This is a genomic window from Lysobacter sp. Soil_C_15, from assembly GCF_057657315.1.
The window spans coordinates 483,653-496,154 of the sequence record NZ_JBDGIR010000002.1; the positions used below are offsets into that span (position 1 = coordinate 483,653).

Here is a 12,502-nt window from a genome sequence, read left to right on the forward strand (position 1 = left end):
TGCGGACAGCTCCGCTTGCGTACACCGCTGCGGCGGTCGCGGCTCACGCCGCTCCTACAGGGGGTGGCACGCGGCGGCCGCACGCTTTTTGTAGGGGCGGCTGCGCGGCGTTGCCCTGGTGCGGCAAATCCTTCGCGCAAACGCATCGGGGCGGCCCTGGCCGCCCCGATGCCTGCCATCCGTCGGAAACGCCGTTACCAATGCACGCCGCGCATCAACGCGGCGAAGGCGATCTGCTCGTTGCTGGCGTGTTCGTCCTTGAGTCCCTTGCGGTCGCCCTTGGCGGCGGCCGAATCGGGGAACAGTTCGAACGCGGTGCTCATCACCACTTCGTAGGCCTTCGGCGCCAGCGCGTTGACCACGCTGGCGAAGATGCCCAGGCGGGTGGCGATGCGGCTGGGCTTCTCGATGATGCCCTTGACCACCAGGTCGGCGGCCTCGTCCGGGGTCAGGGTCGGCACGCTGTCGTACATCTTGGTCGGCGCGATCATCGGCGTCTTCACCAGCGGCATGTTGATCGTGGTGAAGCTGATGCCCTTGCCCGACAGCTCGCCCTGGGCGCAGCGGCTGAACGCGTCCAGCGCCGCCTTGGAAGCCACGTAGGCCGAGAACCGCGGCGAGTTGGCCAGCACGCCGATCGAGCTGATGTTGATGATATGGCCCTTGCGGCGCTCGGTCATCTTCGGCATGAAGCCCATGATCAGGCGCAGGCTGCCGAAGTAGTTCAGCTGCATGGTGCGCTCGAAATCGTGGAAGCGGTCGTAGCTCAGTTCGATCGAGCGGCGGATCGAACGGCCGGCGTTGTTGACCAGGATGTCGACGTGGCCGTGCTCGTCGAGGATGGTCTTGATCAGGCGGTCGCAGTCGGCCATGTCGGCCAGGTCGGCGGTGTAGGCGAACACCTTGCCGCCGGCCGCCTTCATCGCGTCGCGGGCCTTGAACAGTTCCTCTTCGCCGCGGGCGACGATGACGGTGACGGCGCCGGCCGCGGCGACCTTCTCCGCGGTCGCCAGGCCGATGCCCGAGGAGCCGCCGGTGATGACCACGACCTTGTTGCGCACCTTGCCCTTGAGGCTGCGGTCGACGAACAGGTCCGGGTCGAGGTGGCGTTCCCAGTAGTCCCACAGGCGCCAGGCGTAGTCGTCCAGGCGCGGCACCTTGATCCCGCTGCCGCGCAGCGCGCGCTCGGTCTCGCGGTTGTCGAAGCGGGTCGGATAAGTGATGAACTTCAAGGTTTCCTTGGGAATCTTGAAGTCGCGCAGCAGCATGCCGATGAAGCGCTTGACCGGCGGCAGGTTGCCGACCGCGCCGCGGATGCCGCTGGGCACGAAGGCGAACATGCGCGCGTCGATGCGCATGGTCATCTCCGGGGTGTGGCCGGCGCGGGCGAAGGTGTTGAGCACTTCGCCGACGCGCTGCGGCTCCGGATCGGTCAGATGGAAGCAGTGGCCGTCGAGCTTGGGCTTGTGCGCGATGTGGTCCATCGCGTCGACCACGTAGTCGACCGGGATGATGTTGATCCGCCCGCCCTCGACGCCGAGCATCGGCATCCACGGCGGCAGCATCTCGCGCAGCTTCTTGAGGAAGGTGAAGAAGTAATACGGGCCGTCGATCTTGTCCATCTCGCCGGTCTGCGAGTGGCCGACCACCATGCCGGGGCGGTAGATCCGCCACTTGATCCGCTTCTCGGCGCGGACCAGGCCTTCGGAATCGTGCTTGGTGCGCAGGTACGGGTCGTCCAGGCCTTCGGCCTCGTCGAACATGTCCTCGCGGAACACCCCCGGGTACAGGCCGGCGGCGGCGATCGAACTGGTGTGGTGGAAGCAGCCGACGTTGAGCGCGGCGCCCAGGTCCAGCGCGTGCTGGGTGCCGTCGATGTTGGCCGAGCGCTGCGCGGCGACGCTGGCGGTCAGGTCGTAGATCGCGGCGAGGTGGAAGAAATGCTTGATCTTGCCGTTGAGCGCGCGGATCTGCGCCGCGCTGAGCCCGCACTTGGCCTGGCCCATGTCGCCTGCGACCGGGATCACACGCTTGAGGTCCCAGCCCATCTTCTTGGCGATGGCGTCGAACTTCTTCTGCGAATCCTTGCGCACCAGCACGTGGATCGTGCCCTTGCGTTTCAGCAGGTTGCTGACGAGGAAGCGACCGATGAAACCCGTCGCGCCGGTGACGAAATAGCTCATACCCCTCTCCTGGATGGCCGATCGGCCGCCACGTCCGGCGGCTTCCCGCTACGGTGCCAGAGCCCGGGCGCGGTAACAATTCTTTTCCGTATTGACCGCCTCCGGGGCGCATGCTGTGATGCCCCTTCGCCCTGGTGCCCAGGAGAGGCCCGCCGTGTCCGATATCCAAGCCGCATTCGAACAAGCCGCCAAAGACGTGCAGTCGCTGCCCGAACGCCCCGACAACGACACCCTGCTGCGCTTGTACGCGCTGTACAAGCAGGGCGCCGACGGCGACGTCAGCGGCCCCAAGCCCGGTTTCTTCGACTTCGTCGGCACGGCCAAGTACGAAGCCTGGGAGAAGCTCAAGGGCACCGCCCAGGCCGACGCGATGAAGAAGTACGTCGACCTGGTCAAGAAGCTGCGCGGCTGACGCCGCGCCGCCCGCCCCCACGCTCCCTGGCCGCCCGATGGCGAAACAGACCCGCCAGCGCATCCTCGACAGCGCGTTGACCATGTTCAACGCGCAGGGCGAGCCGAACGTCACCACCAACCACATCGCCGACGAGCTGGAGATCAGCCCCGGCAACCTGTACTACCACTTCCGCAACAAGGACGACATCATCGAGCAGCTGTTCGCGCGCTTCGAGGAGCGCATGGACGCCGCGCTCGCCGCGCCGCAGGGGCGCCTGCCCGGGCTGGAGGACATCTGGCTGCAGCTGCACCTGGTGTTCGAGTGCATCTGGGATTACCGCTTCCTGTACCGCGATCTGGTCGAGATCCTCAGCCGCAACCGCCGCCTGCGCCTGCGCTTCGCCCGCATCCTCAAGCGCGCCGACGAACAGGCGCATCTGGTCATGCGCGGCCTGTCCCAGGCCGGGGTGATGCGCGCCTCCGGCGACGAGCTGGCCGCGACCGCGACCAACGTGCTGGTGATCGCGACCTTCTGGCTCAATTACGCCGCCGCGCGCGGCGACAAGGACGAGCACGCCGCGATCCGCGACGGCATCGTCCAGGTCATGATGCTGTTGGCGCCGTTCCTGCGCGATGCCGAGCGGCTGCACCTGAACACGCTGATCCGCGCCTACCTGGACTGAGGCCGCGGCGCGGATCGGGCGGGGGTTTCAGTCGACGTGGCAGTCGGCGCGCCGCACTTCCTCGACGAAGCGGCGCATCTTGTCGCCGTCCTTCAGCCCTGGCGCGCTCTCGATGCCGCTGGACACGTCCACGCCCCAGGGCAGGGTCGCCAGGATCGCCTCGAAGACGTTGTCCGGGGTGATTCCGCCGGCCAGCACGAACGGCTTCTGCACCCCGACCGGGATGCGCTTCCAGTCGAAGGTCTTGCCGCTGCCGCCGCTGCCGCCGGCGGCATGGCTGTCGAACAGGAAACCGGCCGCGCCCGGAAAACGCGAGTGCAGCGCCGCCGGGTGCTGGTCGGCCAGCTCGCCGCCCATCGCGATCGCCTTCAGGTAGGGCACGCCGAAGCCGCGGCAGAAGGCATCGTCCTCGTTGCCGTGGAACTGCAGCAGGCTCGGCCGGACCTGGCGCACGACCTCGCGCACTTCCTCGACCGGGTTGTCCATGAACAGGGCCACCGCATCGACCAGCGGCGCCAGCGCCTGGCGCATCGCCCGCGCCTCCTCGGCCGCGACCCGGCGCGAGCTGCCGGCGGCGAACACGAAGCCGATCGCATCGGCGCCCAGCTCGCATGCCAGGCGCACGTCGCCGGGGCGGGTGAAACCGCAGAATTTGACGCGGGTACGGAACAGGGTGCGGGGCTGGCTCAAAGGGTGACCTCGGCGGGCAACTGGCAATCGGCGGGGTAGCGCGGTCCGACGAACAGCAGGCCGGACGATGGCGCGGTCGGCCCGGCGACGGTCCGGTCGCGGCCGGCGAGCAACTCGCCGATCCAGGCTTCCGGCTGCTCCCCGCGGCCGACCGGCAACAAGCTTCCGACAATGTTGCGCACCATATGGTGAAGAAAGGCGTTCGCCTGGACTTCGACCTCCACCACATCGCCGTCGCGCCGCACCGCGATGTACTGCAGGTCGCGCCGCGCGTGCGGGGCCTGGCAGTGCACGGTACGGAACGCCGAGAAGTCGTTTTCGCCCAGCAGGGCCTGGGCCGCCCGGTGCATGGCGTCGGCGTCGAGCGGGCGCCGCTCCCACGTCAGGTACTGGCGCTGCAGCGCCGGCCGCACCGGCCGGTTGAGGATCCGGTAGCGGTAGCGGCGCGCCCGGGCCGAAAAACGGGCGTGAAAATCCGCCGCCACCGGCAGGCACCAGCGCACGCAGACCGAGGGCGGCAGGCGCGAGGTGGTGCCCAACACCCAGCCGCGCAGGTCGCGCTCGACCGGGCTGTCGAAATGCACCACCTGGCAGGCCGCATGCACCCCGGCATCGGTGCGGCCGGCGCAGACCACGTCGATCTGGCCGCCGGCGACGAACGACAGCGCCGTCTCCAGGGTGCCCTGCACGGTGGGCTCGCCGCGCCGGTCCGGCTCGCCGGGGCGAACCAGGCGCTGCCAGCCGGAGAATTCGCCGCCATCGTATTCCACGCCCAGGGCGTAACGCCGCAGCGGTGCGGCTGCGGAATCCGGGCTTGCTTGTTGTTCTACCGCCATGGCTCTCCGCCCTGCCCGTGCGGGCCCAGGGGTGGTCCGGACGCGTGGTCCGGCACGGGTGGTTCGTCTCGGAGGGCCGTCCGGGATCGACCGATCAGGGCCGACCGATCAGGGCCGGCCGATCAGGCTCAGCCCGAGGACGCCTCGAGTTCGCGCAGCATCCGCGCCGCTTGCTGGCGCGCGGCATGGTCGCCGTTGATCAACACTTCGCCGAGCAGTTGCCGGGCGCTGCCTTCGTCGCCGAGGTCGAGGTAGGCCCGGGCCAGTTCGATCCGCTCTTGGCCGGGCGCGGCCTGGCCGGACGCGGCGTCGGCGGCGGGCGCGGCCGGGCCGGCGGCCGGAACGACCGGATCGGCGCTCGGCGCGGCCCGCTCGAGCTTGGGTTCGCTGCGCAGCGGCGCGGCGTTGCGCGCGCTGCCGGCTTCGGCCGCATGCCAGGTCGGCACCCGCTGCTGCGGGGCGGACTGCGGCTCCTGCCGCGGCGAGGTCCAGAACGGTTGCGCGGCCGGGGCCGGCTCGGCGACGACGGGTGCCTCCGCCGCGGGCGCCGGCTCGGCGCGTTGCGGTTCGCTGCGACGCTCGGCCGGGGCCTCGCCGAGCAACTGCGCGACCGGGTCGATCACTTCGGCCGCCGGTTCGGGGCGGCGGCGCAGCGCATCGCCGGCCGCGGCATCGGCGGCGGCGGCCGACGCGGGCGCCGGCGACGGGCGCGACGAGACCGGCGCATCGGCCTGCGGCGCGCGGAAATTCGGCCGCTTGGGCTCGCGCCGGCTCAGCACCCAGCCGCCGACCAGCAGGGCCAGCACGCCGAGGCCGCCGAACAGCCACGGCAGCGGCGAGCCGCTGTCGGCGCGCGCCTGTTGCTCGGCCAGGCGCTGCTGGGTCGCGGTCAGTTCGCTGTCCTTCAATGCGATCAGTTTCTGCTGATCGTTCTGCAGTTTTTCCAGCTCGGCGACCCGGCTCTTGAGTTCGGCCAGCTCGGCCTCGCGCGCGGCGAGGGTTTCGTTGGCCTGCTGGATCTCCTGACGCATCATGTTGCCCTCGCCTCCGGCGCTGAGGCCGGACTGTGTTCCGGCCTGGGTCGCGCGGCTGGCGCCCGGCGGCACGATTTCCAAACGCGCGTCGCTGCCGCGCGCCGCGTTCTGCGCCGCCGGCGCGACTGGGGCGTTGGCGGTCCGGTCGGCTTCCAGGCCGATCGGCTGCGGCACCGGCTGGCGCGCCTGGCGCCACTGCTGGACCTGGGCCCGGACCAGTTCGCTGGCCTCGCGCGGATCGATCGCGGCGACGCCGTCGGCCGGCAGGCGCAGCACCGCGCCCTGGCGCAGGCGGTTGACGTTGCCGCCGATGAAAGCTTCGGGGTTGGCGCGCAGCAGCGCGATCATGGTCTGGTCGAGGCTGTGCCCGCCGGCCAGGCCGGCGGCGATGCTCGACAGGGTCTGGCCGCGCGCGACCACGATGCCGCCTTCGGGGTCGGCCGCCGGCGCGGCCGGACGCGGCGCCGGGCGTTCGATGGTGCCGGCGTTGGCGCGCGGCGGCGCCGGCATGGGCGCCGGCTCGGGCTGCATCGCGATCGGTTCCGGCTCGGCCGGAAGCGGGCTGGGCGGCGCGGCGCCGATCAGGCTCGGGTCCTGGCTGCCGAGCTGGTTCTCGACCGCCAGCGGGTCGCTCTGCTGCGGCTGCGCGCCGAACGGCAGCGGCGCCTCCAGCGGGCGTTCGATGGTGTTGGACGCGGCCCCGGTCGGGGCCTTGATCGGCGGCTGCATCGGCGCCGCCGCGGTGCGCGGGGTATCGATCAGCGCCGAGTATTCGCGGGTCAGGCGGCCCTGGCCCCAATCGACTTCGATCAGGAAGGTCAGCAGCGGCTGGGTCACCGGCTGGCTGCTGGTGACCCGGATCACCGGCTTGCCGGCGGCGTCCAGAGCCAAAGTGAAACGCAGGTCGGTGACGATGCCCTGCGGCGGCTGCAGGCCGATGCGCTGGAAGGTCTCCGGCGAGGCCAGGCCGGCGCGCAATTGGGCCAGCTCGTCGCGGTCGCTGGAGATCACCGGGATTTCCGCCAGCAAAGGCTGGCCGGCGCGCGATTTGACCTCGATCTGCCCCAGCCCCAGCGCGCAGGCGGCGCCGCTGGCCAGGGCCAGGGACAAAGCCAGTGCGGTGCGTGCAAAACCTGAGGTCACGGACGGTCCCAATCTCGATGTCAGGCGGCGACTCTAGCGGTCGATGGGCTGAATGCGCAACGCGTTGTTAAGTTTGCGCTATCGCGGCAAGGATGCAAGCGGCGCCGTCGCGGTTTGCGCAGCGTTGCGTAACGGTGGTTTTCACCCTCGCCGCCCTTACGCCCTCTCCTACCGGTCCCCCCTTTGAAAAGGGGGGGGGGTTAGGGGGAATTGCTTTTGCTCCGTTCGCCGCAAAGGCCAGAGCAAATCCCCCCTGCCCCCCTTTTTCAAAGGGGGGAACGGCAAAGGCAATAGCTGTGCCGGCAAAGGGGTAACGGCGACGCGAACGGCCGCTAAAAAAATCGGGCCCCGCAGGGCCCGATACTTGGCCGACCGGCGCCGCTCGCGCGACGCCGGTCGAGGGTGGATCAGCGCTCGTTCCAGACCAGCTCCGCCAGTTGCACGGCGTTGGTCGCCGCGCCCTTGCGGATGTTGTCGGCGACCACCCACAGCGACAGCCCGCGCGGATGCGAGATGTCGTCGCGAATGCGGCCGACGTAGACCGGGTCGTTGCCGGAGGCGTGGGTGACCGGGGTCGGATAACCGCCGCCCTTGGCCTCGTCCACCACCTCCAGACCCGGCGACCGTTCCAGCAAAGCGCGTGCGTCGGCGGCGCTGAGCTTGTCGCGGGTCTCGATGTGCACGGCTTCGGAATGGCCGTAGAACACCGGCACCCGGACTACGGTCGCGTTGACCCCGATGCTGTCGTCGCCGAGGATCTTGCGGGTCTCCCAGACCAGCTTCATTTCCTCGGTGGTGTAGCCGTTGTCGGTGAAGTCGCCGCCGTGCGGGATCACGTTGAAGGCGATCTGCACCGGGTAGATCTCCGGCTTGGCTTCCTGGAAGTTCAGCAGCGCGGCGGTCTGCCGGCCCAGTTCCTCCATCGCGCGCTTGCCGGTGCCCGACACCGACTGGTAGGTGGCGACGTTGATCCGCTCGATCTTGGCCTTGCGGTGGATCGGCGCCAGCGCGACCAGCATCTGCATGGTCGAGCAGTTCGGGTTGGCGATGATCCCCAGCGGGCGGTTCTTGGCCGCCTCCGGGTTGACCTCGCTGACCACCAGCGGCACGTCGTCCTGGTAGCGGAAGGCCGAGGAGTTGTCGATCACCACCGCGCCGGCGGCGGCGAACTTGGGCGCGTATTCCTTGGACACCGAGCCGCCGGCCGAGAACAGCGCGATATCGACCCCGGCGGGATCGAACTTGGCCAGGTCTTGAACCACGATGGTTTTGCCGCCGAATTCGATTTTCTCTCCCGCCGAGCGCTCGCTCGCCAACACATGCAGCTGACCGATCGGGAATTTGCGTTCGGCCAACACCTTGAGCATGGTTTCACCGACCGCGCCGGTAGCACCGACGACGGCGACATTGCAGGACGTCTTGGCGTTCATCTGTTCTCAGTTACCTGACTAGTGGGGACCGCCGGACCCATTTCCGGCGGGTGTTGCTTTTTTTGTTGCGGGGAGGAGCTTGGGACTTGAGCTTCGGGACTCGGGACTCGCAAAAGCCTTCGATCGCCGTCCCCGGTTCCCAGTGCACTTGATCGCCAACCCTAATCCTTGCTCCCTAATCGCGAGTCCCGAGTCCCGAGTCCCGAGTCCCGGCATTCACCGCCGATCGCGGGCGGCCGGCGTCCGGTCCGTAGCCCAGCGCGGCGATCAGGTTGTCGACCGCCAGCGCGACCATCGCCCGGCGCGTGGCCAGGCTGCCGCTGGCGATGTGCGGGGTCAGCACCACCCGGCGCTGGCGCAGCAGGCGCGGGTTGAGCGCGGGCTCGCCCTCGAACACGTCCAGGCCGGCGCCGGCTAGGCGGCCCTGTTCCAGCGCGTCGCACAGCGCGTCCTCGTCGACGATCCCGCCGCGGGCGATGTTGGTCAGGGTCGCGTGCGGGCGCAGCTTGGCCAGCGCCGCGGCGTCGATCAGATGATGCGTCTGCGGCGAATACGGCAGCACCAGAATCAGGTGATCGGCGCGCGCCAGCAGTTCGTCGAAGCCGACGTACTCGGCGGCGTGCTCGCGCTCCAGCTGCGGATCGAGCCGGCTGCGATTGTGGTACAGCACGCGCATGCCGAAACCGCCGGCGCGGCGGGCGATGGCGCGGCCGATCCGGCCCATGCCGAGGATGCCGAGGGTGGCGCCGTGCACGTCGCCGCCGAGCAGCGCGTCGAAGCTCCACTGCCGCCACTGGCCCTCGCGCAGCCAGCGCTCGGCCTCGCCGATCCGGCGCGCGGTCGCCATCATCAGGGCGAAGCCGAAATCGGCGGTGGTCTCGGTCAGCACGTCTGGCGTGTTGGTGACCAGGATCCCGGCTGCGCCCAGCGCCGCCAGGTCGAGGTTGTTGTAGCCGACGCCGACGTTGGCGATCGCGCGCAGGCGCGGCGCGGCGGCGATCTCGGCCGCGCCGATCGGATCGTTGAGGGTGACCAGGGCGCCGTCGGCCTGGGCCAGCGCGGCCGCCAGCGCGTCCGGCGCGTGCCGGGTCACGACGGGCGTGGCGGTCACCTCGAAATGCTCGCCCAGCCGCGCGACGATGTCGTCGAACAGCGGTTGCGAGACCCAGACGCGCGGGCGCTCAGTCATCGCCGTGCGCGTCGCCGAAGCCGGGCGCGGCCGGAATGCGTGGGGCGACCTCGCCGACGTCGCCGCACTGAGCGCGGTGGCGCAGCGCCTGGTCGATCAGCACCAGCGCGACCATCGCCTCGCAGATCGGCGCGGCGCGCATCGCCACGCAGGGGTCGTGGCGGCCGGTGGTGACAACCTCGACCGGGTTGCCGTGCACGTCGACGCTGCGCCCGGGCAGGCGCAGGCTCGAGGTCGGCTTGAACGCGGTCGAGCAGCGCAGCTGCTGGCCGGTGCTGATGCCGCCGAGGATGCCGCCGGCGTGGTTGCTGGCGAAGCCGGCGCGCGAGATTTCGTCGCGGTGCTCGGTGCCCTTCTGCGCGACCGCGGCGAAGCCGTCGCCGATCTCCACGCCCTTGACCGCGTTGATGCTCATCAGCGCCGCGGCCAGTTCGCCGTCGAGCTTGCCGTAGATCGGCTCGCCCCAGCCCGGCGGCACGCCGTCGGCGATCACGTCGACGCGGCCGCCGACCGAGTCTCCGGACTTGCGCAGCGCGTCCATGTAGCTTTCCAGCTCGGCCACCTGGCCGGCGTCGGGCCAGAAGAAGGGATTGTCCTCGACCGCCGACAGGTCGTAGCCGCGCGGCACGATCTCGCCGATCTGGGTCATGAAGCCCTGCACGCGCACCCCGTAGCGCTGGGCCAGCCACTTCTTGGCGATCACCCCGGCGGCGACGCGCATGGTGGTCTCGCGCGCCGAGGAGCGGCCGCCGCCGCGCGGATCGCGCAGGCCGTACTTCTGCCAGTAGCTGTAATCGGCGTGGCCGGGACGGAACTGCTCGGCGATCGAGCCGTAGTCCTTGCTGCGCGCGTCGGTGTTGCGGATCAGCAGCGCGATCGGGGTGCCGGTGGTCAGGCCCTGGTAGACGCCGCTGAGGATTTCGATTTCGTCGGCCTCGCGCCGCTGCGAGGTGTGGCGCGAGCGGCCGGTCGCGCGGCGGTCGAGGTCGTGGCGGAACTCTTCCGGCGCGATCGCCAGCCCGGGCGGGCAGCCGTCGACCACGCAGCCGATGGCCGGGCCGTGGCTTTCGCCGAAGGTGGTCACGGTGAAGAGCTTGCCGAAGCTGTTGCTGGACACAACCGGAATCCTGGTGCGAGCCGGCAGGCGCCGGCAGGGACGGAAACGATGATGGGGGCCGCGCGTGTGCCGAAGATGAAGCCGGGCCGCGCGAACGCTGTTGCGATGGTATGACGCCGGGTTTGCGCACGGAAATGACCGATTGCGCGCTCGTCATCACCCATCGGGTCGGCCGGCGCCCTTCGCCGCCGGCTCGCGCCGGCCGCGCTGCCGGACGGCAGGCGGATGGGCGCATTGCGGATCGCGAAGAGGACACGGCGCGGGACCGGCCCACGGCAGCGCCGACCGGCTCACCTTAGCCGAGCGTCGCGGTTTCCGCTGTAACCAAGCCCGCCGTTCGCGGACCGAAGGTCGCAGGGACGGCCGTCGGCTCCGATGCGGCCGGCTCCGGCGGGGAGCGGGCCGCGGATCCGCGGGCGGCAAGGATGGGAGCGCACGCGCCGCGGGGCGCTTACGGGCGCATTTGTGAATTTCAGCCGGTCTGCGCCGGGCTTCGCACTGAAGGGGTCAGCGCTCGCGCCGCGTCGCGGCGACGGCTGGGGCCGCCCCGCTACCGACCGCCGACGCGCACGACTCAGCCGCGCGCGTCGGCGAGGCGTTTGATCCGCACGTGGTGTTCGACCAGGTCGTGGCGCTCGGCCACGAAGATGCCCATCTGGCCGACCTTGAATTCGACCCAGGCCAGCGGCAGTTCCGGCAGCAGCTCGACCAGGGCGCGCTCGGCTTCGCCGACTTCGCAGATCAGCAGGCCGTGCTCGCTGAGGTGATCGGGGGCGTCGCGCAGGATCTTGAGCGCGAGGTCGAGGCCGTCGTCGCCGGCGCGCAGGCCCAGTTCGGGCTCGTACGAATACTCCTGCGGCAGGGCGTCGGTTTCGTCGTTGGTGACGTAAGGCGGATTGGTCACGATCAGATCGAAGACCTCGCCCTGCAGGCCCGCGAACAGGTCGGACTTGCGCAGTTCGACGTTGCCGGCGTGCAGGCGCTGCTGGTTCTCGGCCGCCAGCGACAGCGCCTCATCGTTGATGTCGGCGCCGATCACCGCCCAGTCGGGGTGGTAATGCGCGGTGGCGATGGCGATGCAACCCGAGCCGGTGCACAGGTCGAGCGCGCGGTTGACTTCGCGGCCGCCCAGCCAGGGCTCGAAGCCGGCCTCGATCAGTTCGGCGATCGGCGAACGCGGCACCAGGGCGCGACGGTCGCTCTTGAAGCTGAGCCCGGCGAACCAGGCCTCGCCGGTCAGGTAGGCGGCCGGGATGCGCTCGGCGACGCGGCGTTCGAACAGCGCCAGCACGGCGTCCTTTTCTTCCGTGGTGACCCGGCCCTGGCCGTAGACCGGGCCCAGGTCGTGCGGCAGGTGCAGGGCGTGCAAGACCAGCTGGGTCGCCTCGTCCAGGGCGTTGTCGTAGCTGTGGCCGAAGGTCAGCCCGGCCGCGTTGAAGCGGCTGGCCCCGTAGCGGATCAGGTCGACGAGGGTCAGCTGTTCGAAGGAAACGGAAGCGGGCACGGCAGGTCCAGGGCGAAGCAAGACGCCCAGTATAGCCGCCGGCCCGCGGATGCGCAGGCGCCGCGCCCGCCGGTTGCGCCCGAGCAGGGGACTGTCAACCGTCTGCAGTGAACCCGACAGCGGCGCCCCATTTGAAACCAGCGGCTGATTTCCGCTTTGACAAAGAGGCAGAGGGGATTGGCTTTGGGATTTGGCTTCGCTTACGCAAAAGCGGAACAGCAAAGGCAAATCCCCCCTGCCCCCCTTTTTCAAAGGGGGGAACGGCAAAAGCAGGAGGTAGGAGGTAGGAGGCAAAAACAG

General features: G+C 70.0%; 10 protein-coding genes. 2 read left to right on the forward strand and 8 right to left on the reverse strand.

Annotated features, from left to right (window positions below; genetic code table 11):
- Positions 1–194 precede the first annotated feature (194 nt).
- Entirely contained in the window at positions 195–2,183 is a 1,989-nt protein-coding gene (locus AC3A57_RS06145; protein WP_487578079.1) for an SDR family oxidoreductase, read from the reverse strand.
- Positions 2,184–2,337: 154 nt separating this feature from the next.
- Here AC3A57_RS06145 and AC3A57_RS06150 point away from each other — a divergent pair, with 154 nt between their 5' ends.
- Together AC3A57_RS06150 and AC3A57_RS06155 are read left to right on the forward strand one after the other, a co-directional pair.
- The gene (locus tag AC3A57_RS06150) at positions 2,338–2,595 is read left to right on the forward strand and encodes an acyl-CoA-binding protein (protein WP_064748188.1); all 258 of its coding nucleotides are present in this window, start codon (positions 2,338–2,340) and stop codon (positions 2,593–2,595) included.
- Positions 2,596–2,632: 37 nt separating this feature from the next.
- Positions 2,633–3,259, forward strand: a complete 627-nt coding sequence (locus tag AC3A57_RS06155) for a TetR/AcrR family transcriptional regulator (RefSeq protein ID WP_221672372.1) — start codon at positions 2,633–2,635, stop codon at positions 3,257–3,259.
- A 27-nt stretch (positions 3,260–3,286) separates the two neighbouring features.
- Here AC3A57_RS06155 and AC3A57_RS06160 read toward each other — a convergent pair whose 3' ends face one another.
- The 7 genes from AC3A57_RS06160 to prmB form a co-directional block, all read right to left on the reverse strand.
- Positions 3,287–3,949 carry a phosphoribosylanthranilate isomerase gene (locus AC3A57_RS06160; protein ID WP_487578080.1) on the reverse strand — a complete coding sequence of 221 codons (663 nt, stop codon included), beginning with the start codon at positions 3,947–3,949 and terminating at the stop codon, positions 3,287–3,289.
- On the reverse strand, positions 3,946–4,785 hold the full coding sequence (truA, locus tag AC3A57_RS06165) for a tRNA pseudouridine(38-40) synthase TruA (protein ID WP_487578081.1): 840 nt from the start codon (positions 4,783–4,785) through the stop codon (positions 3,946–3,948). The genes AC3A57_RS06160 and truA overlap by 4 nt, the downstream gene beginning before the upstream one ends.
- Positions 4,786–4,913: 128 nt before the next feature.
- The gene (locus AC3A57_RS06170; RefSeq protein WP_487578082.1) at positions 4,914–6,962 is read right to left on the reverse strand and encodes a FimV/HubP family polar landmark protein; all 2,049 of its coding nucleotides are present in this window, start codon (positions 6,960–6,962) and stop codon (positions 4,914–4,916) included.
- A gap of 407 nt (positions 6,963–7,369) precedes the next feature.
- Positions 7,370–8,392, reverse strand: a complete 1,023-nt coding sequence (locus tag AC3A57_RS06175; protein ID WP_064748993.1) for an aspartate-semialdehyde dehydrogenase — start codon at positions 8,390–8,392, stop codon at positions 7,370–7,372.
- 175 nt (positions 8,393–8,567) lie between these two features.
- Positions 8,568–9,581: a 2-hydroxyacid dehydrogenase gene (locus AC3A57_RS06180; RefSeq protein ID WP_487578083.1), complete on the reverse strand. Its 1,014-nt coding sequence runs from the start codon at positions 9,579–9,581 to the stop codon at positions 8,568–8,570.
- Positions 9,574–10,698 (reverse strand): chorismate synthase, encoded by a 1,125-nt coding sequence (aroC, locus tag AC3A57_RS06185; RefSeq protein ID WP_487578084.1) that lies wholly within the window; start codon positions 10,696–10,698, stop codon positions 9,574–9,576. Before aroC ends, AC3A57_RS06180 begins: the two co-directional genes overlap by 8 nt.
- 574 nt (positions 10,699–11,272) lie before the next feature.
- Positions 11,273–12,202, reverse strand: a complete 930-nt coding sequence (prmB, locus tag AC3A57_RS06190) for a 50S ribosomal protein L3 N(5)-glutamine methyltransferase (protein WP_487578085.1) — start codon at positions 12,200–12,202, stop codon at positions 11,273–11,275.
- Positions 12,203–12,502 lie beyond the last annotated feature (300 nt).